19 protein-coding genes are annotated in these 23423 nt (G+C 55.4%); 9 read left to right on the forward strand and 10 right to left on the reverse strand.

From position 1 onward, the window contains the following. Positions 1–132 precede the first annotated feature (132 nt). On the forward strand, positions 133–387 hold the full coding sequence (locus tag DAQ1742_RS09080) for a YkgJ family cysteine cluster protein (protein ID WP_067486998.1): 255 nt from the start codon (positions 133–135) through the stop codon (positions 385–387). A gap of 5 nt (positions 388–392) precedes the next feature. Here the strand turns inward: DAQ1742_RS09080 and DAQ1742_RS09085 are convergent, their stop codons facing one another. Further along, entirely contained in the window at positions 393–1574 is a 1182-nt protein-coding gene (locus DAQ1742_RS09085) for a sugar efflux transporter (protein WP_035346051.1), read from the reverse strand. Positions 1575–1907: 333 nt separating this feature from the next. Here DAQ1742_RS09085 and fruB point away from each other — a divergent pair, with 333 nt between their 5' ends. The 4 genes from fruB to DAQ1742_RS09105 all read left to right on the forward strand — a co-directional run bounded on the left by fruB (position 1908) and on the right by DAQ1742_RS09105 (position 6622). Continuing rightward, positions 1908–3047: a fused PTS fructose transporter subunit IIA/HPr protein gene (gene fruB / locus DAQ1742_RS09090; RefSeq protein ID WP_035342393.1), complete on the forward strand. Its 1140-nt coding sequence runs from the start codon at positions 1908–1910 to the stop codon at positions 3045–3047. Then, entirely contained in the window at positions 3044–3982 is a 939-nt protein-coding gene (gene fruK / locus DAQ1742_RS09095) for a 1-phosphofructokinase (RefSeq protein ID WP_035342391.1), read from the forward strand. Before fruB ends, fruK begins: the two co-directional genes overlap by 4 nt. 19 nt (positions 3983–4001) lie before the next feature. Beyond that, a complete protein-coding gene (gene fruA / locus DAQ1742_RS09100) occupies positions 4002–5708 on the forward strand; it encodes a PTS fructose transporter subunit IIBC (RefSeq protein ID WP_035342389.1) in 1707 nt (568 codons plus the stop codon). A 203-nt stretch (positions 5709–5911) separates the two neighbouring features. Then, positions 5912–6622 (forward strand): hypothetical protein, encoded by a 711-nt coding sequence (locus DAQ1742_RS09105; protein WP_035342388.1) that lies wholly within the window; start codon positions 5912–5914, stop codon positions 6620–6622. A gap of 16 nt (positions 6623–6638) precedes the next feature. On the opposite strand, the gene nfo is transcribed toward DAQ1742_RS09105, so the two are convergent. Continuing rightward, positions 6639–7481, reverse strand: a complete 843-nt coding sequence (nfo, locus tag DAQ1742_RS09110; protein WP_035342386.1) for a deoxyribonuclease IV — start codon at positions 7479–7481, stop codon at positions 6639–6641. Positions 7482–7598: 117 nt separating this feature from the next. Further along, positions 7599–8678, reverse strand: a complete 1080-nt coding sequence (locus DAQ1742_RS09115) for a YeiH family protein (protein WP_145916189.1) — start codon at positions 8676–8678, stop codon at positions 7599–7601. Positions 8679–8792: 114 nt separating this feature from the next. Between DAQ1742_RS09115 and yieE the strand changes: the two genes are divergently transcribed. Both yieE and DAQ1742_RS09125 read left to right on the forward strand, forming a co-directional pair. Then, entirely contained in the window at positions 8793–9677 is an 885-nt protein-coding gene (yieE, locus tag DAQ1742_RS09120; protein WP_035342382.1) for a DNA-binding transcriptional regulator YeiE, read from the forward strand. Positions 9678–9896: 219 nt separating this feature from the next. Continuing rightward, on the forward strand, positions 9897–11369 hold the full coding sequence (locus DAQ1742_RS09125; protein WP_035342378.1) for an amino acid permease: 1473 nt from the start codon (positions 9897–9899) through the stop codon (positions 11367–11369). Positions 11370–11438: 69 nt separating this feature from the next. Here the strand turns inward: DAQ1742_RS09125 and DAQ1742_RS09130 are convergent, their stop codons facing one another. The 3 genes from DAQ1742_RS09130 to DAQ1742_RS09140 form a co-directional block, all read right to left on the reverse strand. Beyond that, positions 11439–12626: a sugar transporter gene (locus DAQ1742_RS09130; protein ID WP_035342376.1), complete on the reverse strand. Its 1188-nt coding sequence runs from the start codon at positions 12624–12626 to the stop codon at positions 11439–11441. A gap of 228 nt (positions 12627–12854) precedes the next feature. Further along, positions 12855–13778, reverse strand: coding sequence for an ABC transporter permease (locus DAQ1742_RS09135; protein ID WP_232046665.1), 924 nt, complete (start codon positions 13776–13778; stop codon positions 12855–12857). Positions 13779–13861: 83 nt separating this feature from the next. Then, positions 13862–15373, reverse strand: a complete 1512-nt coding sequence (locus DAQ1742_RS09140) for a sugar ABC transporter ATP-binding protein (RefSeq protein ID WP_035346049.1) — start codon at positions 15371–15373, stop codon at positions 13862–13864. A 251-nt stretch (positions 15374–15624) separates the two neighbouring features. On the opposite strand from DAQ1742_RS09140, the gene DAQ1742_RS09145 reads away from it, so the two are divergent. Beyond that, a complete protein-coding gene (locus tag DAQ1742_RS09145; RefSeq protein WP_035342372.1) occupies positions 15625–16716 on the forward strand; it encodes an oxidoreductase in 1092 nt (363 codons plus the stop codon). A gap of 118 nt (positions 16717–16834) precedes the next feature. Here DAQ1742_RS09145 and DAQ1742_RS09150 read toward each other — a convergent pair whose 3' ends face one another. From DAQ1742_RS09150 to DAQ1742_RS09165, 4 genes are all read right to left on the reverse strand, one after another. Then, on the reverse strand, positions 16835–17047 hold the full coding sequence (locus DAQ1742_RS09150; protein WP_035342369.1) for a KTSC domain-containing protein: 213 nt from the start codon (positions 17045–17047) through the stop codon (positions 16835–16837). Between the two features lie 353 nt (positions 17048–17400). Next, positions 17401–18246 (reverse strand): S-formylglutathione hydrolase, encoded by an 846-nt coding sequence (gene fghA, locus DAQ1742_RS09155; RefSeq protein ID WP_035342367.1) that lies wholly within the window; start codon positions 18244–18246, stop codon positions 17401–17403. A 17-nt stretch (positions 18247–18263) separates the two neighbouring features. Then, positions 18264–19388: an S-(hydroxymethyl)glutathione dehydrogenase/class III alcohol dehydrogenase gene (locus DAQ1742_RS09160; RefSeq protein ID WP_035342365.1), complete on the reverse strand. Its 1125-nt coding sequence runs from the start codon at positions 19386–19388 to the stop codon at positions 18264–18266. Positions 19389–19527: 139 nt separating this feature from the next. Then, the gene (locus tag DAQ1742_RS09165) at positions 19528–20391 is read right to left on the reverse strand and encodes a LysR substrate-binding domain-containing protein (protein WP_035342364.1); all 864 of its coding nucleotides are present in this window, start codon (positions 20389–20391) and stop codon (positions 19528–19530) included. Between the two features lie 944 nt (positions 20392–21335). On the opposite strand from DAQ1742_RS09165, the gene DAQ1742_RS09170 reads away from it, so the two are divergent. Then, on the forward strand, positions 21336–23006 hold the full coding sequence (locus DAQ1742_RS09170) for a methyl-accepting chemotaxis protein (protein ID WP_067486994.1): 1671 nt from the start codon (positions 21336–21338) through the stop codon (positions 23004–23006). Positions 23007–23423 lie beyond the last annotated feature (417 nt).

Raw genomic sequence — 23423 nt, forward strand, 5'->3', positions numbered from 1 at the left:
GCTTGCCGCCCAACGGCCTGTTGTCTGATGAAGTAACGCCAGTAACGTCCATCGAAAAAGGAGAGATAGCGTTGTGGGGCTTTGCCTGTTAGGCTCTGGCATGACATCCCCTTCGCCCTGAGAGCCATGCTTATGGAGTGCCGTTCTGCTTGTGGTGCCTGCTGCACTGCGCCGTCTATCTCCAGCCCTATTCCAGGGATGCCTCAGGGCAAACCGGCCAACACGCCTTGTGTGCAGCTTGATGCGCAGCAGCGCTGTAAGCTGTTTGCTTCGCCGCTGCGCCCAGCCGTGTGTGGGCGGCTCCAGCCGAGTGCGGAGATGTGCCACCAGCACCGTGATGACGCCATGTACTATTTACTGCAACTGGAAGCGGCAACCGCCCCCTGAGACGTTCAGGCATCGTTGATGCGCCACAGGCAGAGCACTGCGCCTGCCAGCATGGCAACGGCGATGATAAACCCGGTGTGATAGTTCCAGATTTCAGCCACCATGCCCGCCAGCGAGCCGGAAATTATCCAGCCAACCCGGGTGGTATTGGTAAATAACGTGGTCGCCGCCCCGGCCTGGCCGGGCATTAAATCCTGAAAATACAACATGCCCATACCCGCGAGAATGCCGATGAAGATAGCGTTAAGCAGTTGCAGCAACAGCAGGGCAACCGAGGCGTTCAGCCACGTCAGCCCGGCATAAAACAGCAGCCCGGCCACTACCGCGATGCGCATCAGCAAACGCTTACCTATGCGACTTGCCAGCCAGCCTGCCAGCAGCATAACCGGGATCTCAAGCCCGGCGGCAGTGCCCATCATCACGCCTGCGAGTTTTTCTGGTAACTGTAGCTCGCGCACCAAATATAACGGCATGTTGATAAGATAGATGCCGTTACACGTCCACATTAACGTACAGGCGATGAACAGCAGCAGCGTGTCACGGCGGTGTCGCCTTGGCGACTCGGCATGGCTTGCGGTGCGCAGGGGTGATTTAGGCATCGATGGCAGTAATCGCCACACCAGTACGCCACAGAACAGGAACACTGCCGCTGCCGTCAGGTACATCACCGGGAAACCGAAACCGAGCGCCAGTGCAAAAGCCACCGGTGGCCCGATAACCCACGACAACGAAATTTGCGCCCGCATCACCGAACTGAACATGGCGATCGGCCGACCTTGCTGGTCAGCATATTCCCGCGCCAGCGCAAACAGTTGCGGGTTGGCGGTTGAGCCAAAGCTCGACAATAAAACCCCCACACACAGCAGCACGAAGTAATTCCGGTTCCAGGCATACAGCAGGCACGCCAGCGCACCTAACAGGCAGCACTGCAAAATAAGCGTCTTGCGATCGCCCTGACGGTCTGAGTAAGCGGCCAGCAGTTGGCTGACGACAATGCCGATAACGGCGCTGCCGGTGTAATACAGCCCCACCATAACGGGGCGGGCATGGACTTCGGTGGAGAGAAACAGACTGAGTGTGGGCAACTGCAATGCCCCGGCGACACCGCTTAAAAATGCGATGAATAAAAATGCCAAAGATGTGATGTCCGGCAGGCGTCGGGTGGCGCGAAAAGCAGAAGTTGTCATACTGAATTTAACGTTATGGTCAGCAGGGGAGAATACCGAGCGCGCTATCTTACGCTGATGCTGTCGAAACAACAGGGCGTTTCGGTTTTTTTTCGTCAGCAGGCCTTCAGCAAACGGGGCTGAAAGGCAGAAAATAGCCACATAAAACGATGAAAATGTGCGTGACCTCTAAGATCTGCGATTTTTTCATGGTGCGGTACTTGCATCGACATAGCGAAAAACGCAGAATTTTTGAAACGTTTCAGCGAGGTGTTGCTGAAACCCCTGAGAAGAGTCAGCAAATTGTTTCTCACAAAAGCTGAAACGATTCAAGTTCAGCGGGAGAGGAGAGTTATGTTCCAGTTGTCACAGCACGACATTCATTTAGGTGCCACCGCCAGCAATAAAGAAGAGGCGATTCGGCTGGTTGCAGCGGCGTTGGCGCAAGCCGGTTGCGTAAGCGAAGGATATGTTGACGGTATGCTTCAGCGTGAGCTGCAAACCTCAACCTATCTTGGCAGTGGGATTGCCATCCCGCATGGCACAACCGATACCCGCGGCCTGGTGCAGAAAACCGGCGTGCAGGTATTTCAGTTCCCGCAAGGGATTGCCTGGGGAGAGGATCAGACCGCCTATGTGGTATTGGGCATCGCCGCTCGCTCTGACGAACATTTGGCGCTGTTGCGTCAGCTGACGCACGTACTGAGTGACGATCGCGTGGCGGCACGCCTGGCCAGCACCTCTTCTGCTGACGAATTGCGTAGTTTGCTGATGGGTGAACAACTCTCAGGCTCCCTGCGTTTTGACACTTCGCTGCTGAACCTGAATGTCGCAACCGATAATCTGATGACGCTACAGGCGCTGAACGCCGGTCGCTTGCAGCAGATTGGCGCGGTAGATGCGGATTTCGTCAGCCATGTGGTCGCGAATAAGCCGCTGCATTTGGGGCAGGGTATTTGGCTGAGTGACAGCGTGAAGGGCAACCTGTCGAGCGCGCTGGCTGTCAGCCGCCCGGCACAGGTTTTTTCCGTTGAGAACGACAACGTGGCGCTGCTGCTGACGGTGTCAGCGGCGGATGAGCAGGTGTTTGCTCCGCTGGATGCCTTGAGCGCCCTGTTGATTGGCGGTAAAGCAGAACGCCTGTTATCCGCTGACGAAGAGACGCTGCTGTCACTGCTCAGCGGTGAAGAAGAAGCACCTCAGGAAAGTGAAGCGCTGGTGGCTGAGTTTACCGTTCGTAATGAGCACGGCTTGCATGCCCGCCCGGGTGCGATGCTGGTCAACGTGGTGAAACAATTTTCCAGTGAAATCACGGTGGCAAACCTTGATGGCACCGGTAAACCCGCTAATGGCCGCAGCCTGATGAAAGTCGTGGCGCTGGGCGTGAAGAGTGGCCATCGCCTGCGTTTTACCGCGAAAGGGGATGATGCTGAAGCTGCGCTGGCCGCTATTGGTGAGGCTATCCAGTCGGGTCTTGGGGAGGGCGCAGCATGAGCAGACGCGTTGCCACCATTACCCTGAATCCTGCTTATGATCTGGTAGGGTACTGCCCGGAAATTGAACGGGGCGAGGTTAACCTGGTGCAGACCACGGGCCTGCATGCCGCAGGTAAGGGCATCAATGTTGCCAAAGTGCTCAAAGATCTCGGGATTGATGTCACGGTTGGTGGCTTTCTCGGCAAAGACAATCAGGATGGCTTTCAGCAACTGTTCAGCGAGCTTGGCATCGCCAACCGCTTTCAGGTGGTGCCGGGTCGTACTCGCATCAACGTTAAGCTGACTGAACAGAGCGGTGATGTGACTGACCTTAACTTTTCCGGTTTTGAAGTCACCCAGCAAGACTGGCATCGCTTTGTTAACGACTCTTTAAGCTGGCTTGGGCAATTTGACATGGTGGCGGTCAGTGGCAGCCTGCCGAGCGGCGTTGACCCGGACGCGTTTACCGATTGGATGTCGCGCCTGCGCAGCCAGTGCCCTTGCATTATTTTTGACAGTAGCCGTGAAGCGTTGGTTGCCGGATTGAAAGCCTCGCCCTGGTTGGTTAAACCCAACCGCCGTGAGCTGGAAATCTGGGCAGGGCGTAAGCTGCCGACGCTGGAAGACGTGGTAGATGCAGCCCATGCGCTGCGTGAACAGGGTATTGCCCATGTCGTGATTTCGCTCGGTGCGGAAGGCGCGTTATGGGTCAATGCATCCGGGGCCTGGCGGGCGTTACCACCGGCGTGTGACGTGGTAAGCACGGTCGGTGCGGGTGACTCCATGGTGGGGGGATTGATCTATGGCTTGTTGATGCGTGAGTCCAGTGAACACACGTTGCGTTTGGCCACTGCGGTGGCGGCGTTGGCCGTTAGCCAGAGCAACGTTGGCATTAGCGATCGTCCGCAGCTGGCTGCGATGATGGCGCGTGTCTCCCTCCAACCCTTTAACTGATGACAGCAGGAGATAAACAATGAAAACGCTGCTGATACTTGATAAATCACTGGGGCTGGCCAAGAGCCGTCTGGTGAAAAATGCACTCGGTGCTGCGGCTACACACGCAGGCGTTACCCTCACTGAGCAACTGGCTGACGCAGAACTGGCTATCGTGCTGGGTGCGCCGGTTCAGGCAGATAGCGCGCTCAATGGCAAAAAAGTGTTTGCGGGTGATGTTGAGCTGGCACTGACACAATCCGCCGACTTTTTCGCGAAAGCGCTGGCGGGTGCTCAGGTTTATCAGGCTCCGGCTGTTGCGCAGTCGAGCGCTGGCGCATCTTCATCCGGTGCGGCGAAGCGCATTGTCGCCGTGACTGCGTGCCCGACCGGCGTGGCACACACCTTTATGGCCGCAGAAGCCATTGAAAGTGAAGCGAAAAAACGCGGCTGGTGGGTAAAAGTTGAAACCCGTGGCTCCGTGGGTGCCGGTAATCCCATTAGCGCGGAAGAGGTTGCTCAGGCCGATTTGGTGATTGTGGCAGCCGATATTGAAGTGGACCTCAGCAAGTTTGCTGGCAAGAAGATGTACCGTACATCGACAGGTCTGGCGCTGAAGAAAACGGCACAGGAATTTGATAAAGCCCTGTCTGAGGCGGCGGTTTATCAACCGGCGGCACAGGGCGGCAACGCAGGCAGTAGCAGTGAGTCGTCACCCCAGAAAGGCGGTGCCGGCCCGTATCGTCACCTGTTGACCGGGGTGTCTTACATGCTGCCGATGGTGGTAGCAGGCGGCCTGTGTATTGCGTTGTCATTCGTGTTCGGTATCACGGCGTTTAAAGAAGAAGGCACACTGGCTGCGGCACTGATGAAAATCGGTGGTGGCTCTGCCTTTGCACTGATGGTGCCGGTATTGGCCGGGTATATCGCCTTCTCGATTGCGGATCGTCCCGGTCTGACACCGGGTTTAGTCGGCGGTATGCTGGCAGTGAGTACGGGTGCGGGTTTCCTTGGCGGCATCATCGCCGGTTTCCTTGCCGGGTATCTGGCGCGTGCCATCAGTAATCATGTCAGCTTGCCGCAGAGCATGTCGGCGCTGAAGCCTATCTTGATTATTCCGCTGTTCGCGACGCTGATAACCGGTCTTATCATGATTTACATCGTCGGTACGCCTGTCGCGAAAATCCTGACCGGGTTGACCAGCTGGCTGCAATCGATGGGCACCGCCAATGCCGTTATCCTGGGAGCGATTCTGGGTGCCATGATGTGTACCGATATGGGTGGGCCGGTGAACAAAGTGGCTTACGTGTTTGGTACTACGCTGCTCAGTAGCCAGGTGTATGCGCCGATGGCCGCAGTCATGGCAGCGGGCATGGTGCCGCCGCTGGCGATGGGGCTGGCCACGTTTATCGCGGCGAAAAAATTCACCGCCGGTGAGCGTGAAGGGGGTAAAGCGGCGGTGGTATTGGGCCTGTGCTTTATCTCCGAAGGTGCCATTCCTTACGCGGCGCGTGACCCGATGCGTGTACTGCCGTGCTGTATTCTGGGTGGTGCACTGACCGGTGCGATGTCAATGGCAGTGGGTGCCAAGCTGATGGCTCCGCACGGCGGGCTGTTCGTGCTGTTGATTCCGGGTGCGATTACGCCGGTCGTGGGTTATCTGCTCTCTATCATTGCCGGAACCGTTGTCGCTGGCGTGCTGTACGCTGTGCTCAAACGCCCGGAAGAGCAACTGGCTAAAGCCTGATAGGCATTCAAAGTCGTAATCAGCCATCGTGCTTGTCTGGGCATGGCTGAAAATGGGTGATGGATAATACGCAACGCCGGTCTGATGACCGGCGTTTTTTTTGCCTGCGGATGGGCAGCAACGGTTATGATATCCATAAGTGCCCGGCCGTCGTGTGCTGCGCCGGGCTGCGTGAAACCGTCATACAGTGAAAGGAGCAGGCGATGGCGCGACATCATGCCAGCCGTGGAATACTGGTGCTGGAGTCCCCCTGGGAGCTGGATGAACATGATGCGAATCGTTCGTCTGTGCTGCCGTTTATCGAAGGGATTGCTAAAGTGGCCGGAGATACCGAGGTGTATCACGCCAACTTTTATGATAAGGCGAGCTTTCATACCGCACTGCATTGCCTGTGCAAAATCCCGTTTAACAACATCATTATCTATGTTGCCGCACACGGCCAGGGCAAGACACTGGGTGGCACCCATCTGCGCGATGTGCTTATACCGGTTGGCGAATTGTCTCAGCAGTTTTCGATTACTGGGTTGCTGTTGGGGGCGTGTTTTGTCGGCGCACACACTGACCTGATGGAAACGTTCACCCGGGGTAATCAATTACGCTGGTGCGCAGGCTATGCTGCGCAAACGGAATGGCTGACGGCGACGCTGATTGATTGCGCGATCATCAATCAGATGTTGTCGCTCAAGAAGCGCGCGTTTTCCAGCCGTGACAGCCTGATAGACAATCTGGCGCTGGCGATTTCCCCGTTTCATGGTCATTACGCCATTGGGTGTGACAATAAGGGGAAACCGATGTCGTTGCGCGAGGCTTTCCAGTGTGTGATCCAACCGAGCGGGCAGGGGCATCAGCCGCGCACGGTCTCTGACATGTTGTTCCAGCGCGCCGCAGAATTGCGACGTCATGGATGGGCGTAATGGCGGATGGTGGGTGTTAGCCCTGCTGTGACGTCAGCCAGGCGATTTCATCAGCCCAGATTTCCGGGTTGATGGTTTCAAGAATCAACGGGATGCCGTCAAAATGCGGGTCGCGCATGATGTAGCTGAACACGGTTTTCCCGATGTTGCCTTCGCCGAGGCTGTGGTGGCGGTCAACCCGGCTGTTGAATTCGCTTTTGGCATCATTTAGATGCATGGCGCGCAGATAACGCCAGCCGACGATACGCTCGAATTCGGCAAAGGTTTGCTGACAATCAGCGAGGGTACGCAGGTCATAGCCTGCGGCAAACGCATGGCAGGTATCAATACAGACGCCCACCCGGCTTTTATCCTCGACCTGGTCGATAATTTCAGCCAGATGTTCAAAGCGAAATCCCAGATTACTGCCCTGTCCCGCAGTATTTTCAATCACGGCGGTCACACCGTCGGTGGCCTCAAGTGCCAGATTGATGGAGTCAGCAATGCGGCGCAGACAGGCCGTTTCATCTATCTGGCGTAAGTGGCTGCCGGGGTGAAAGTTCAGCAGCGTCAGCCCCAGTTGCTGGCAACGCTGCATTTCATCAATAAATGCCTCGCGGGATTTTTGTAGCGCCTCATCCTGTGGATGGCCGAGGTTAATTAAATAGCTGTCGTGGGGCAGAATCTGCGCCGGACTAAACTGATAGCGCGCACAGGCCGCCTGAAACCGTGCGATGACCTCGGCGCTTAGCGCCGGGGCCTGCCACTGGCGCTGATTTTTGGTAAACAGCGCAAAGGCGCTGGCCCCAATGTCATGGGCGCGAATCACCGCCTGATCAACGCCACCCGAGGCGCTGACGTGGGCTCCAACATATTTCATGGGTTTCTCCTTGTCATACCCATGCATTATGTCATATCTGCCGCGAAGCGTTGTATTCCCGTGCCCATACCCCGAAGGCAACGCGGGGCCGTCAGCATGGTGGCCATCGCGCATCACCTAGCCCAGCAGGCACTGAACGGCAAGGTTAATCAGTGCGCCGCCGCCGACCAGCCACAGGAACAGCAAACCTGCCAGCAGCAGTGGTTTGATACCCGCCTGACGCAGCATACTCACGCGGGTGGCGATGCCAAGGGCTATCATTGCCATAGTCAGCAGGAGGTTATCGAGCATCATCAACCGTTCCACCCAGAGCGCCGGTAGCCAGTTGAGCGAATTGACGCCCGACATCATAACAAAACCGAGAGCAAACCACGGAAAAGTGGCCGGTGTGTGCTTACCTTCCGATGATTGCGGGGCCTGATGTCGTTTTACCCAGCCGCCCAGCAGAAACAAGAACGGAGCCAGCATCATTACGCGCAGCATTTTACCGATGACGGCCATGCTCTGCGTCTCCGGGCTGATGGCGTGGCCTGCGGCTACCACCTGTGCCACTTCGTGAATGGATGAGCCCAGATACAGCCCGAAAGCCTGTGGGGTAACACTCTGGCCGCTATACTCAATCAGGTACGGGTACATCCACGGATAGAGGAACATGGCGAGGGTGCCAAAGAGCACCACGGTGGCAATGGCAACCGCAATCTGGTCAGCCTGACTTTTTAACACCGGTGCGGTGGCCAGTACGGCTGCGGCACCGCAGATGCTGCTGCCTGCACCAATCAGCATCACGGTTTGTGTATCGAGCTTAAACCAGCGCCGTCCAAGCCAGCAGGCCAACAGAAAGGTTGAGCTGAGCATCAGCAGGTCAATCACCACACCCGCCATCCCGACGGAGGCGATTTGCTGAATGTTGAGCCGAAAGCCGTACAGAATAATGCCCCAGCGTAACAAATGATGTTTTGACCACTGCACGCCAGCGTCACAGTAACGATGTAAAGGGGCATAGAGCGAGTTGCCAAGCATCATGCCCAGCAAAATGGCCAGTGTCAGCGAGCCAAGACGCAGGCTGACCACGGCCGGATGAGCGGCCAGCAACAGAGTCAGGCCCGCCAGCACTCCGGTCAACAGTACGCCGGGCAGCATGGGTAAGTGTCGTGCTGACAGGTGGAAGCGACGCAGTCTGGCAGTAAGCGCGATCATAACAATCCCCGTGTGGAATCATAACAAGTGTGGGCACAGCCTATGATCAATGTGTTTAAAATAGAAATTGATTATATATTTATAACCTATAGATATTTACGGTAAGAGCCCGCTATGCATATTACGTTACGTCAACTGGAAGTCTTTGCCGAAGTTCTTAAAAGCGGTTCCACTACCCAGGCTTCGGTGGTGTTGTCGTTATCGCAATCAGCGGTGAGCGCAGCGCTGTCTGATCTGGAAAGCCAACTGGGTGTGCAGTTGTTTGACCGGATTGGCAAACGGCTGGTAGTCAATGAGCATGGCCGCTTACTGTACCCTAAAGCGCTGGCGTTACTGGAGCAGTCAGAAGAGATTGAGCAGCTGTTTCGCCGTGATAATGGGGCGTTGCGCATTTATGCCAGTAGTACCATTGGCAATTACTTGATGCCTGAAATGATTGCCCGTTACCGGCAGGATTTCCCGGCCATTCCGTTAGAGCTGTATGTCGGCAACACGCAGGATGTGGTGAATGCGGTGTCGGAGTTTCGCGTTGATCTGGGGTTGATTGAAGGGCCCTGTCATCAGCCGGAGTTAATCACTCAGCCGTGGCAGAAGGATGAACTGGTGGTCTTCTGCGCGCCGGGAAATCCGCTGCTTACGAGCCGGGTTTCGTTGCAAACGCTGGCTGACGCGCCCTGGATTTTGCGTGAGCACGGGTCGGGCACCCGTGAAGTGCTCGATCATCTGCTGCTGGCGCGCCTGCCGCATTTTCACCTGGTGATGGAGCTGGGTAACTCTGAGGCGATTAAACACGCGGTGCGACACGGTATGGGGATCAGTTGCCTGTCACGGCATGTAATAGCCGAGCAACTGGCGGCGGGGTCGCTGGTTGAAGTGCCTGTGCCACTTGCGCCGCTCTCGCGCTCGTTGTATCTGGTGCACCACAGGCAAAAGCACCTCTCCGGTGTTTTGCAGTGCTTTCTCGGGTATTGTCAGGCCCGGCTCGGCGGGGGATCTTAAGTACAGACGTTCGCGCTTGTGCAGTCTGGCGACAGGGCACATTGGAACGAGGTGTAACAAGCTGGAAACAGAGTGCGCATAAAACCGGCTGTGAGGCAGAGGTATTACTTATGATGCCCGGTGAGTTATGAAGCTCTCTTATAATCGGTGCGGTACGCTATTCAGCCGCCGATGGATTGCCTACAATCCGCCCTCAAATTTTTAAGGGCATGGATAGTAATGGCTCAACATGATATGCGTCCCGCTGATACGCGGGAACCGACACTACGTCGTGAATTAAAAGCACGGCATTTGACCATGATAGCAATTGGCGGCTCTATCGGCACCGGACTGTTCGTTGCCTCCGGTGCAACGGTTTCTCAGGCCGGGCCGGGTGGCGCGTTGCTGTCATACGCACTGATTGGCCTGATGGTGTATTTCCTGATGACCAGCCTTGGCGAGCTGGCGGCGTTTATGCCGGTATCCGGCTCGTTTGCCACCTACGGGGCACGGTATGTCGAAGAGGGCTTTGGCTTCGCGCTTGGCTGGAATTACTGGTACAACTGGGCGGTCACGATCGCAGTCGATCTGGTGGCTGCACAACTGGTAATGGGTTATTGGTTCCCTGATGTACCCGGCTGGATATGGAGTGCCCTGTTCCTGTCGCTGATGTTTCTGCTCAACTATATCTCGGTAAAAGGATTTGGTGAGGCGGAGTATTGGTTTTCTCTCATCAAGGTTACGACCGTGATTTTGTTTATTGCGATCGGTGTGCTGATGATTGCCGGCATTCTGCGCGGCGGCGAGCACGCAGGCTGGCATAACTGGCAGATTGGTGATGCGCCGTTTGCGGGTGGCTTCTCCGCCATGATTGGCGTGGCGATGATAGTCGGCTTCTCGTTTCAGGGTACCGAGCTGATAGGTGTGGCGGCGGGCGAGTCTAAAGATCCGCAAACCACCATACCGCGAGCGGTGCGTCAGGTATTTTGGCGCATTCTGCTGTTCTATATTTTCGCTATTCTCATTATCAGCCTGCTGATTCCTTACACCGACCCGAACCTGCTGCGTAATGAAGTCAAGGATATCAGCGTTAGCCCGTTTACTCTGGTGTTCCAGAATGCCGGGTTACTGTCTGCGGCGGCATTGATGAATGCGGTTATTCTGACGGCGGTGTTGTCAGCGGGGAACTCAGGGATGTATGCCTCAACGCGTATGCTGTTTACCCTGGCGCGCGAAGGCAAAGCACCGGCCTGTTTCGGCATACTCTCTAAAGGTGGCGTGCCGCGTAATGCGCTTTATGCCACCACGGTTGTAGCGGGGTTGTGCTTTTTGACCTCGATGTTTGGCAACCAGACGGTATACATGTGGCTGCTTAATACGTCCGGCATGACGGGCTTCATCGCCTGGCTGGGGATTGCCATCAGCCATTACCGCTTCCGTCGTGGCTATGTGTTACAGGGGCTTGATCTGAACGCACTGCCTTACCGTTCCGGCTTTTTCCCGCTGGGGCCGATATTTGCTTTCGTGCTGTGTCTGGTGATTACACTCGGGCAGAACTATCAGGCGTTTCTGGCAGATAAAATTGACTGGTATGCCGTCACCGCGACCTACGTCGGTATTCCATTGTTTCTGGTTATCTGGTTCGGTTTCCGGCTGGTAAAAGGCTCACGCATCGTGCCATATGCCCAGATGACGTTCCCTGAACATAAATAGTCTGACAAGCCGGTAAGAGAAAGCCAGCGCAATGTCGCTGGCTTTTTTGTCTCTGGCGGCAGGCGGGCGCTAGATACGCGAGTGCACCAGACGAGCGTTGCGATAAACCGTGAGCAACACCGTCAGCAGGGCCAGTAACACCAAAGGGGCTCCGACATAACCGATATTGGCCATGCCCAAATGCAGGCTGACCTGGCTGCCCAGCAGCGCACCGGCACCAATGCCGAGGTTAAACAACCCGGAGAAAATCGACATGGCGATATCACTGGCGTCAGGAGCCAGTGACAGCACCTTGGCTTGCATCGCCAGCCCAATCGCCATCATGGCAAGACCCCATACCAGACATAACACGGTTAATCCGAAAGGATAAGCGGATACCGGCATCAACAGAGTCAGGCAGATAAACAATAACAGCATGGCGCTAACCAGAAAGCCGAGCGGAAAACGCTCGCTATAGCGGCTATACAGCATGCTGCCCACGATCCCGGCACAGCCAAATAGCAGCAAAATCAGCGTGGTAAAGTTTTCCGGCAGCCTTGCCACCGTTTGAATAAACGGCTCGATATAGCTGTAGGCGGTAAAATGGGCGCTGACCACCACCACGGTGAGCAGATAAATCCCCACCAGGGCCGGGCGGCGAAATAATTTCGGCACACTGGCCAGCGAACCGGAATGTTCGCTCGGTAAGCGTGGTAACAGTCGGGCAAGCATCACCAGGGCGACGGTTGCGCCTGCGGCAATGGTCAAAAACGTCATACGCCAGCCCAGATATTGGCCGATTACGCGCCCCAGTGGTAAACCCAACACCATTGCCAGCGAGGAGCCGGTGGCGATGAGTCCCAGCGCCTGCGCGCGTTTGCCGGGTGGGGCAAGGCGAATGGCCAGCGAAGCCGTGATAGACCAGAACACCGAATGCGCCAGTGCGACCCCGGCTCGGGAGAGGACCAGTACGCTAAAGTTCCAGGCCACGGCAGAGAGCAAATGGCTGGCGATGAACAGGCAAAATAAACCGATTAACAGTTTGCGCCGTTCAATTGCGCTGGTCAGTAACATACAGATGAGTGAGGCTACGGTGACTATCCAGGCATAAATAGTAATCATCAGCCCGACATCTTCGGTTTTCATGGTGAAGGTGGCGGCGATATCACTGAGCAGGCCCACCGGGATAAATTCGGTGGTATTAAAAATAAACGCGGCCACAGCCAGCGTCACCACGCGCAACCAGGCCGTTGCTCGTGAGGGAGAAGCGGAAGTCATGGTCAGATTCCAGTCAGGTATGACAAATAGCGAACGACTCATTGTAGACAATGGCGGATGACAATGCGATGCAGATCACACTTAGGCCGGTATTTTTTGTCCCGGCAGACAAGCAACCCTCCGCAGGTGGCGCAACCCTGATATCAGGGAGCGAAAAGCAGGGCGCAGCCCGCGGTGGTGACACCACGGGCTATAAGGGGCATGCAAAGCGGGTCTTATCCGTACAGGTTATCCGCGCTTATGGAAATAGGTCATCGCCAGCGCAAGGGCGAGCACCAGCCCTTTGATGATATCCATCGCGTAATAGGGCACTGACAACATCACCAGTCCATTTTGTAACACGCCGAGGATAACCGCGCCTATCAGTGTGCCGAGTGCGTTAGGTTTACCCGAACCGGCGAGTGAGAAACCGATATAGGCGGCGGCGACGGCATCCATCAGATAACCGCTGCCCGCATTCACTTGCGATGAGCCAATGCGTGAGGCCAGCAGGAATCCCCCAAGCCCCGCCAGCAGTGAGGAGAGCAGGTAGGCCAGTACCCGGTAACGGGCGGTGCGAATACCGGCCAGTCTGGCGGCTTCGGGATTGCCGCCGATGGCGTACATGCGACGGCCATGCTGGGTCAGAGACATCGCAAGCTGCACCACGAGAGTGACCACCAGCATGATAACCACAATCACCGGTACCTGGCCGAGAGTGGCGAACACCTCAGGGATCACGCCTTCTGCCATTTCACCGCTGGGCAGCAGCATATTTTGGGTAATAGACCCGCCGTAACTGTAGGTCATGGCCACCCCCTGAATCACAAACAGGCTGGCAAGGGTGGCGAGCATATCGGGGATACGCAGGACGACAATTAAAAACGCATTGAACAGCCCGACCAACAGGCAGAGTAACAACGTTAACGAGATTGCGCCGACAGGCCCCATGCCGTGCCAGACAAACAGTGAGATAACCAGCGCATTTGCCAGCGATGCGGTCGAACCCACCGACAAATCAAAGCCACCGACGGACAATGAAAGGGAAACGGCAATGGCAATCACCGTGACAATCGCAATCGAACGCAGGATGTTGATGATGTTGTTCGGGTCAAGAAAGTTGTCTGACGCCAGCCCAAACAGGGCTATCAGCGCCACCACGGTAATCAGCATGCCCCACTTGTAGAACAGCTCAAACAGACGATGGTGAAAAGGAAGCGCCCCGTTAGATGCGCCGTTGGATACAAGTGGCTGACTCACGAGGGAGTTCCTCCGGTTGAATAAAGTAATAACGTTTCTTCATCAGTGTGTGCGGCGTCGAGTTCGGCAACGATGCGGCCATCCCACAGCACGCAGATGCGATCACACAGCCCGACCAGCTCGGAAAACTCACCAGAGGCGTAAATAATGCCTTTACCCTGGCGAGCCAGTGCATCTATCAGTGTGAACAAATCCTGCTTGGCTTTGATATCCACCCCTTTGGTGGGTTCATCGAGGATCAGTACCTCGGCGTCATTGCGCAGCCATTTACCAATCGCCACTTTTTGCTGGTTGCCGCCAGAAAGGCGACGCAAGTGCTGCTGCGGCCCGCTGACGCGGATAGCCAACCGCTCGATTAATTGCTTTGCCCATGTCAGCGCCTGACTGTAGCGAAAAATACCACGGCGGGAAAAGCTGTCGCTGGCGCTGATGCTGAGGTTCATGGTGACAGATTCATCAATAAAAACCCCTTCTTTGCGCCGCTCTTCCGGCACCAGGGCGATGCCTTGTTGCACCGAATCAGCCGGTGAGCGGGGCTGCCAGGGTGAGCCATGATAATGTCCGTGGCGTATCTGGCTTGGGGTTGCGCCAAACAGGGCTTTACAAAGCTCGGTTTTGCCCGCCCCGGCTAATCCGGCGATGCCGAGAATCTCCCCCTTGTGCAGGGTGAGCGAAATATTGTGCAGCAGGGTATCGTCGTGTAACCCTTCAACGTGCAGTAGCGGTTCCGGCTCTCGCTGAGGGCGGCTTTGCGGAAAAATATCATCCAGACGATGGCCCAGCATGCGCTCGACAATATCTTCACCGCTCAGGCCTTGCATCGGCCCGCTGCTGACGAACTGACCGTCACGCAAGACGGTCAAGGTATCGCAGATGGCTTTGAGCTCGTGAATGCGGTGGGAAATAAAAACGATGCCGATGCCGTCTTGTTGCAGACGGCGTACCACGGCAAACAATCGGGCGCTTTCTTCCTGATCGAGCGGGGCGGTAGGCTCGTCGAGGATCAGGAACCGACAGCGATGCGAGAGTGCGCGCGCCAGCAGAATTTGCTGTTTTTCCGCCAGGGTGCAGCGCTCCAGCCGCTGGCGCACATTCATCTCGACGCCGAGTTGTGCCAGCAATGATGTGGCTTGCTGGTACAGTTCGGCCCAGTTGACCCAATGGCCGCGCTCTGCGAGTTGGTCCAGCAGGATGTTTTCCGCCACACTGAGTGTTGGCACCAGTGCCGCGTCCACCTCCTGCTGGACCAGATAAATACCCTGACGTTTGGCATCGCGCGGTGAGCGCACGCTGATGGGCTGGCCATCAAGCAGAATCTCGCCCTGATAATGGTCATGGCAGCCAGACAAGACCGCCATCAGGGTGGATTTGCCTGCGCCGTTCGCCCCCGTCAGCGCATGAATGGAGCCGCCTTCCAGTGTGAAATTGACCTGCCTGAGCGCGGGGAAACCACCAAAAGAGAGGGAAATGTAGCGCATTTCCAGACGCGAACGCGGATTTATCGACATAATTAACAGCAACAGGCTCGTAACAGAGAGAATGACTGGGATACCCGCTTGAAAAATATCATATTGAGCAGAGAATGGCATGCCATTGCCGCGCAGTGAACGGCCTGAGAAAGAAATGAAAAAGCATAACTTAAGCCAAAATGTTATTAAAACCGGGAAATGTGGCATCTGATAATGCTTTTCCCATACAGGTGTCTGATTTTTAATTGCCTGGCAAGATGGAATATTATTCAACAAGGCGTAATCCAAACATGAGCACAACCGATATCCGGGTCCAGGTGGGGCCTGCTAATTACTATTCGCACCCTGGGGCGATTGACCGGTTAAACGAGATTTACCCGCCCGAGGTGTTGGCACACGCATTCTGGATTTATGGCGAGCGTGCGCTGGGCGCAGCACAGCCCTATTTGCCGCAGGTCTTTTCCGCGCCAACGGCCCGCCATGCCCGTTTTTCTGCCCATTGCAGCGAACGCGAAGTGGCCCGGCTCGTGGCTCATGCCGGAACAGAATCAACGGTGGTGATAGGTGTGGGGGGCGGCGCGGTGCTGGATACGGCCAAAGTCGTGGCCCGTCGCCTTGGCGTGCCGCTGGTGGCGATTGCGACTATTGCGGCCACCTGTGCGGCCTGGACGCCGTTGTCTGTCTGGTATAACGATGCCGGGCAGGCGTTGCGTTTTGAAATGTTCGATGATGCCAATCATCTGGTGCTGGTGGAGCCGCGTATTATACTGGCCGCGCCGCAGGCATACCTGCTGGCAGGCATTGGCGACACGCTGGCGAAATGGTACGAGGCGGTGGTACTCAGTCCGCAGCCGCACACTCTGCCGTTAACGGTGCGCCTTGGGCTACAAACCGCGCGGGATATTCGTGATGTGTTGCTACATCAGAGCGCCGCAGCGCTTGATGCCGCGCGCAGCGGTACGCTTAATCAAGACTTTTTGGATGTGGTGGATGCGATTATCGCCGGGGGAGGCATGGTCGGCGGGCTCGGTGAGCGTTACACCCGCGTGGCCGCCGCCCATGCAATACACAATGGCCTGACGGTATTACCACAGACAGCGGAATTTTTGCATGGAACCAAGGTAGCCTACGGTATTTTAGTGCAATCGGCTCTGCTGGGTGATTCGGACACCTTGCATCAGCTAAAAGCCGCCTTCCAGAAGCTGGGGTTGCCGGTGTCGCTGGCGGAACTGAATGTGGATATCAATGATGAGGCGGCCCTGCTGGCGGTCGCCACCCGCACGGTACAGGCTGGCGAATCTGTCCATTATCTGCCCGGTAACATAGAAACAGCGCATGTGCTGGCGGCGTTACGGCTGGTTGAGCAGGTATCGTGCGAATAGGCTGATTGTCCGTAGCGGGAATCAGTGGTGTTTCACCATCCACACTGGCGGCATTCCCGCGCACAGGAAAACGGCGGAAACGGTGTGATACCGTTCCGCCGTTTTTTTCGCTGTAACGCTATTGCACTTTGTCATATGGAAAGGAATTCCTGATGTAACGCGCGTAGTAGCGCGCTTTGGCATTCGACGCCATCAGTTCCTCATAAATCATCAGTGCCACGTTTTTATACCGATACAGGCTACCATTGAGTAACTCAACCTCAAGTGTACTGTTTTGCGCATCGTAACCGACGGAAAACAGCTCAGTGGAGGATACACGCTTGCGTTGCAAAACAAAGAGCTCCCTGTTGATGGCTGCGATGTAACGTTGATGTTACTTGCAGTCTATTTTTCGGTCAATGCTGTCGCTCTCAGTGGGAGTACGACGTGGAATAAACGGGAAATTGCGGCCAGTGTCGGTTATTTCCTGCCGATACCGGATAAGCATATTGGCAGGCCGCACTATTGTTTCCCATAGGCCGGAGCCGTTTTAGCGAAAAGAGGCCTGTTTGTGACATCAGTCACGCATATTCACCGGGGAGACTCAACCCCGGCGAGCCATTGGCGAAAACTGACTGACGCCCGGTGAAAGCGGGCAACCGGTAAATGCCCGGATGCCCGCTGGCAGAGATACCCGCCCGGCGATCAGCCCGCGTGCAGGTATCTGGCATGAAAACGCAGGTGTTCGTCAATAAAACTGGCGATAAAGTAGTAACTGTGGTCGTAACCCGGCTGGATGCGCAGCGTGAGCGGCCATTGGCGCGACCGGGCGATGCTCGCCAGTTGTTCAGGTTGTAATTGCAAGGGCAGGAAGGTGTCGCTATCGCCTTGATCGATAAGAATGGGAAGCGAAACCTCACTGCCTGCCAGCAGATGACAACTGTCATACTGCTGCCATTGCTGCTCGTCCTCTCCCAGATAGGCGCTGAAGGCTTTACGCCCCCAGGGAACCTGACCTGGGTTTACAATCGGGGCGAAGGCCGAAACAGAACAAAACCGGCCCGGATGGCGCAATGCCAGCATCAGTGCACCATGTCCTCCCATCGAATGGCCGCTGATGGCAAGCCGGGTGCTGGCGCTGACATGCTGGCGAATCAGTGTCGGTAACTCCTCGCTCAGGTAGTCAAACATGCGGTAGTGCTGCTGCCAGGGGGCCTGAGTGGCGTTGAGATAAAACCCTGCGCCCTGGCCTAAATCATACTGCGGGTCATCTGGCACCCCTTCACCGCGCGGGCTGGTATCGGGCATGACCAGCACCAGGCCTAGCTCGGCTGCGGTGCGTTGCGCACCGGACTTGAGCGTGAAGTTTTCATCGGTACACGTCAGCCCAGATAACCAATACACCACCGGTGGTACTGTGTCTGCGCTGACTGGCGGATAAAAAACGCTGAATGTCATCGCGCATTTCAGGCTTTCGGCAGCGTGGCGATAACGACGCTGCCAGCCGCCAAACAGGCGGTGCTCATCCAGTAATTCCAGAGGGACTGTCATGGTATGCCGGTTCTCCACTACGCGTTGAAATGAACGACAGAACGAATGGATTTACCTTCATGCATGAGCGCAAAGGCCTCGTTGATGTCTTCAAGCGGCATGGTGTGGGTAATAAAATCGTTGAGCTGGAATTCGCCGTCCAGATAGCGCTGCACAATCCCCGGCAATTGCGAGCGACCTTTTACGCCACCGAAGGCAGAGCCACGCCAGACACGACCCGTAACCAGTTGAAACGGGCGGGTGGCAATCTCTTCACCAGCACCGGCGACGCCAATAATCACCGACTCGCCCCAACCTTTATGGCAGCACTCCAGCGCGGCGCGCATCACGTTGACATTGCCGATACATTCGAACGAAAAATCCACCCCGCCATCGGTCAGCTCGACGATGACGTCCTGAATCGGTTTGTCGTGGTCTTTCGGGTTAATCAGGTCGGTTGCGCCAAGCTTGCGTGCCAGTTCAAATTTGCTGGTATTGAGGTCGATACCAATAATGCGACCCGCCCCGGCCATTTTTGCGCCGATAATGGCCGATAACCCAATCCCGCCAAGCCCGAAGACCGCAACTGTATCCCCCGGTTGTACTTTGGCGGTATTTACCACCGCGCCCATCCCGGTCGTCACGCCGCAACCGAGCAGGCATACTTCATCAAGGGGCGCGTCTTTGCTGATTTTAGCCAGTGAAATCTCGGCAACCACGGTACGCTCTGCAAATGTTGACGTCCCCATGTAATGGAAAATTGGCTGGCCATCTTTGAAGAAACGCGTTGTGCCATCCGGCATCAGACCTTTTCCCTGCGTTGCCCGAATCGCCTGACACAGGTTGGTTTTACCCGAACGACAGAACTTACATTCGCCGCACTCCGGTGTGTAGAGCGGGATGACGTGGTCGCCGACGGCAACACTGGTCACACCCTCACCAACGGCTTCAACAATTCCGGCTCCTTCATGGCCCAGAATTGCGGGAAAGACGCCTTCGGGATCTTTGCCTGACAGGGTGTAAGCATCGGTATGGCAGACGCCGCTGGCAACAATACGCACCAGCACTTCGCCTTTTTGCGGTGGCATCAGTTCCACTTCTTCAATTGATAAGGGCTGGTTCGGGCCCCAGGCAACGGCAGCGCGGGTTTTAATCATTGGCATGGTGAAGCTCCTTTCGGTGTGTTGTTTGAATGGCTTTGTGTGAACCACGCGGTGGTGGTGTGGGCAACACCATCAGCCAGATAGTGCGCCATCAATGAGTGGCGGCCCTGAGGCCGGCTCATGTTACGGGGCTGGCTGGTCAGGTTCCGCGTTCAATCATCAGTTTTTTCAACGCTTCCACATTGGGGCCAAAGGCATCCCGCCGCCAGATAAGGCAGGTGTTGACGGTGGCAACATCCGCTGGCAGTAAGTGACGTTGTAACTGTTGCCCCGCGGGCAATGCCGCCAGTACGCAGTGTGGAACCAGCGCCACACCGGCACCGCCTGCCACAGCCGCCAGCAGGGTGCTATATGACGGCATTTCCACACAGGCCGGTGGCGTGACACCCTGAGCACGCAGCCAGCCTTCCAGTCGCTGGTGGTAGCCGCACCCGGCAGGCAATGAGAGCAACGGCAGGTGGCGAATCTGCTGTGCCTGAGAGACTGGTGCAACGCCGGTTGCAGTCACTAATACCAATTGCTGCGAGAAGGTCTGGCAACTGTGAATGGCGTCATGGCTTACTGGCCCGGTAACGAGTGCCGCTGCGAGTTCACCGGCACTGACGGCGTCCAGCAGGGGGCGACAGCTATCACCGCGTAACGATAGCTGGACTTGCGGATAACGGTGATGAAAAACCGCCAGTAACGGCGGTAATTCGGTGAGCAGCAGGCTTTCTATCGCGCCCAGCGCGAAGACACCGGCTGGCTCGCTGGTGTGTGCCATCGCCAGCGCCTCATCGCTAAGCGCCAGAATACGCTGGGCATAACACAAAAAATTATGGCCAGCGGGAGACAGGCGCACGCGCTGACGTTCACGAATAAACAGATCAACCCCCAGTTCCAGCTCTAACTGGCGCAAGCGCGTAGTGAGGTTTGACGGCACACGGCCAAGCTGGGCTGCGGCACGAACCAGCGATCCGGTGTCTGCCACCAGGCAAAACATACGCAGTTGGGTGAGATCCATTGTATTCTTTTTTTGTGAATAACTTTTGTTAAGTTGCTTAATTATATTGAGTGTAGCGGGAGTCTGCGTCACTGGCAACCCGGCAGTTTGTTGTCAGGGTCACGGTTTGTCGAATGTGTGAAACGCTATTGTGCCGCGTTTACGACAGGCAAATATAACCTGAAGAAAAATTGGTTATATATTCGCCAATAAAACGGCTGATTATAAATAACGTCCTCGTCATTTAGGGAACGGGGTTGATAATTTCGTTTTGGTATTTTTTATATTCACGGGTATGAAGTATTCAACCGCTGGCGGGGCGTGCAGGGCTATTTGTGATAAAGCTATTTTTTTGAAGCAGCCATCTGTTTTTAAACACAGTTTCTTATTTGTTTAACTTGACAGTATCTAGCGTCAGGATGCAAGAATGAAAACGGATATTCCTGTCATCGATTTTCTTATCGCGGTGCTGACATCCCTCATTTTCCCGGTGTTTTGATCGGGATCATCATTGGGGCGTTGTGTGGTTAGCCCGGTGTTACAGAGGTCGTTATTAGGGACATCCTGGTCATGGCCCTGGCCGTTTAACGAAAGATAGGCAGACATTCTGAATAAGAATTGCCCTGTGCGTGATGTAAATCGCACACACAGGTTATCGCGTTAAGGCTTGCTTAATTTTCACCAGATAATCTCCTGTACTAAGTTGTTGCGTGTTTCCACCGCTATTTTCAGGCCGCTTCAATGGCGACGGATTGGGGAGCAGGCGGTGTATCCGGCAGACAGATAAAAACACAACACAGCGACTACCCATGAATGGTTCGGCCCGATTGGAACTATTCCTGTCACGATGCGAGGAGAGTGAATGGCAGTAAAGGCTGATTCTGTCTTGCGTGCGGAATTAACCTGACGCAGGTGACTATGACTACAGATGTGCGTTATGCACGATTCATTACTCGGAGCCTGTTATGCAATTTTTAAAAAATATCACTGTCAGAAAAATGTTATTAATCATTTTGACACTGTTTACCGTCATCTGGGGGGTGGCTTCAATCTTTACACTGAATTCTTTGAACAGTATGGGGGACTTGCTCAACGATAATCTCTCGCAGAAGAAAAGCTATTCCATTCTGGTAAAAGGTAATGATCAGTATTTTCGTGCGGTCACCCGTATGCTCAGAGCCGTTGATTACTTGCAGAGTGGGGACGCTGAAAATGCACAAAAAACCCTCAGTTCTGCTGCCGCCGCGTTGAAAAATAGCGAAGAGGCACTGGCGCAGTTTAAAAGTAACGAGCATGTCGGGGTCGATAAAGTGGTATCGCAGCAGATGGCCGACGTCTGGAGCCGGTTGCTGCAAACCGGTATTGCACCCATGCTCGCCGCTATCAATAACAACCGTATGGATGATTTCCGCCAGGTTTTTCGCACTCAATATCCGTCATTGAGCGTGGAGTTCGGCAGTGTTGCTGAAAAATATTCTGCCGCTATCCAGTCTGACGACACCATTATCCAACTGGGGCGGAGTATTTCGGTTAACAAAAGCATTCTGATAGCGGCGCTGCTGGCGGGTATTGTCGTGCTGTTCCTGAGCGATCGTTACTTGCTCAATTATCTGGTTAAACCCATCGACCAGATTAAACACCATCTGGCATTGTTGACCAGTGGTAAGTTGTCGGCCGAAATTGAAGAGTTTGGTCGCAACTGCCCAGGGCAATTAATACCTTACATTAAAGACATGCAAAAAAGTCTGCGTGATACCGTGCTGACGATTTACAGCAGTGCATCGGTGATTCATACCGGCACGAGCGAGATTCGCCAGGGCAATGATGAGTTGTCACGCCGTACCGATCAGCAGGCTGCTGCATTGCAGCAAACGGCTGCCAGCATGGAAGAGTTGACCTCGACGGTGAAAAACAATGCTGACAACGTGCGTCAGGCACGGCAGATCTCCGAAGAAGCACAACAAATGGCACGCCAGGGCGGTGAAGTCACGGAAAATGTCGTAGAGACGATGCAGAGTATTACCGAGAGTTCGCGCAAGATTGCTGATATTACCAGTGTGATTAACGGCATCGCTTTCCAGACCAATATTCTGGCGCTGAATGCGGCGGTGGAAGCGGCGCGCGCCGGTGAGCAGGGCCGTGGCTTCGCAGTGGTGGCCGGTGAAGTTCGTAATCTCGCCCAGCGCAGTGCGCAGGCGGCAAAAGAGATTGAAACACTGATCAACGAGTCCGTCGGACGGGTGAGCACCGGCTCTGAACTGGTTCAGGAAGCGGGCCGGGCAATGGGAGGGATCATTACCTCGGTTTCCCGTGTTCATGACTTGATGGGCGAAATTTCGGCAGCCTCTGATGAACAGAGCCGGGGTATCTCCCAGATTGGCCAGGCGGTAACAGAAATGGACGGTGTGACCCAGCAAAACGCCGCCCTGGTTCAACAGGCGAGCGCGGCAGCGGCTTCACTGGAAGAGCAAACACAAAATCTGGCTACCGCCGTCTCGGTGTTTGACTTGGGTGGCAGCCAGCCGATAATGGCATCACCGCGTGTGGCGCAGACATCAGCGCTCAAACGTCCCGTGCTGAGTGCGCCGAAGTCTTCACAAGGTGCCTCCTCACACGGTGACTGGGAAACCTTTTAGCGCCGTTGTTGCCCGCGCCTCTGGCGCAGGGCAACACGGTTAACCGGAGCCGGGTTAATACGTTCAGATAGCGCACTTATATGCACCGCACAGGCGGTGCATAGTTATTTTCGGGCCTTCATTTTTTCATCATTTTTTTACAATCCCGATGCATCACCCTGTTTTTTTTATATTCCTGCCTATAATTGCAAATGACCCGACAAGATAATCTGGCAGATATCCGCCATGGGTTAAAGAGAGAATCATTCGTATTATTTTCTGTGGTGCGACAGGTTGAGCAATAGGTCTTGAGGTACAGTGCAGGCCGACACCGTTCCGTGAGCAAGCGAACTGCTGTGACCCGCTGCATTGTTGTGGGTAAAAGCCAGGTACGCGTGGCGATCCCGGTATTCGCCATATCCGCTCGGTGAACTATTG

Source organism: Dickeya aquatica, assembly GCF_900095885.1.
Taxonomy (GTDB): Bacteria; Pseudomonadota; Gammaproteobacteria; order Enterobacterales; family Enterobacteriaceae; genus Dickeya; species Dickeya aquatica.

Excerpts from the sequence above, each read along its gene's own strand:
- DAQ1742_RS09165 (WP_035342364.1), bottom strand. The coding sequence starts at position 20,391 with ATGGATCTCACCCAACTGCGTATGTTTTGCCTGGTGGCAGACACCGGA.
- DAQ1742_RS09125 (WP_035342378.1), top strand. The coding sequence starts at position 9,897 with ATGGCTCAACATGATATGCGTCCCGCTGATACGCGGGAACCGACACTA.
- DAQ1742_RS09145 (WP_035342372.1), top strand. The coding sequence starts at position 15,625 with ATGAGCACAACCGATATCCGGGTCCAGGTGGGGCCTGCTAATTACTAT.
- DAQ1742_RS09080 (WP_067486998.1), top strand. The coding sequence starts at position 133 with ATGGAGTGCCGTTCTGCTTGTGGTGCCTGCTGCACTGCGCCGTCTATC.
- yieE (WP_035342382.1), top strand. The coding sequence starts at position 8,793 with ATGCATATTACGTTACGTCAACTGGAAGTCTTTGCCGAAGTTCTTAAA.
- fruK (WP_035342391.1), top strand. The coding sequence starts at position 3,044 with ATGAGCAGACGCGTTGCCACCATTACCCTGAATCCTGCTTATGATCTG.
- nfo (WP_035342386.1), bottom strand. The coding sequence starts at position 7,481 with ATGAAATATGTTGGAGCCCACGTCAGCGCCTCGGGTGGCGTTGATCAG.
- fruA (WP_035342389.1), top strand. The coding sequence starts at position 4,002 with ATGAAAACGCTGCTGATACTTGATAAATCACTGGGGCTGGCCAAGAGC.
- DAQ1742_RS09105 (WP_035342388.1), top strand. The coding sequence starts at position 5,912 with ATGGCGCGACATCATGCCAGCCGTGGAATACTGGTGCTGGAGTCCCCC.
- DAQ1742_RS09170 (WP_067486994.1), top strand. The coding sequence starts at position 21,336 with ATGCAATTTTTAAAAAATATCACTGTCAGAAAAATGTTATTAATCATT.
- DAQ1742_RS09115 (WP_145916189.1), bottom strand. The coding sequence starts at position 8,678 with ATGATCGCGCTTACTGCCAGACTGCGTCGCTTCCACCTGTCAGCACGA.
- fghA (WP_035342367.1), bottom strand. The coding sequence starts at position 18,246 with ATGACAGTCCCTCTGGAATTACTGGATGAGCACCGCCTGTTTGGCGGC.
- fruB (WP_035342393.1), top strand. The coding sequence starts at position 1,908 with ATGTTCCAGTTGTCACAGCACGACATTCATTTAGGTGCCACCGCCAGC.
- DAQ1742_RS09085 (WP_035346051.1), bottom strand. The coding sequence starts at position 1,574 with ATGACAACTTCTGCTTTTCGCGCCACCCGACGCCTGCCGGACATCACA.
- DAQ1742_RS09140 (WP_035346049.1), bottom strand. The coding sequence starts at position 15,373 with ATGTCGATAAATCCGCGTTCGCGTCTGGAAATGCGCTACATTTCCCTC.
- DAQ1742_RS09130 (WP_035342376.1), bottom strand. The coding sequence starts at position 12,626 with ATGACTTCCGCTTCTCCCTCACGAGCAACGGCCTGGTTGCGCGTGGTG.
- DAQ1742_RS09135 (WP_232046665.1), bottom strand. The coding sequence starts at position 13,778 with ATGCTGATTACCGTGGTGGCGCTGATAGCCCTGTTTGGGCTGGCGTCA.
- DAQ1742_RS09160 (WP_035342365.1), bottom strand. The coding sequence starts at position 19,388 with ATGCCAATGATTAAAACCCGCGCTGCCGTTGCCTGGGGCCCGAACCAG.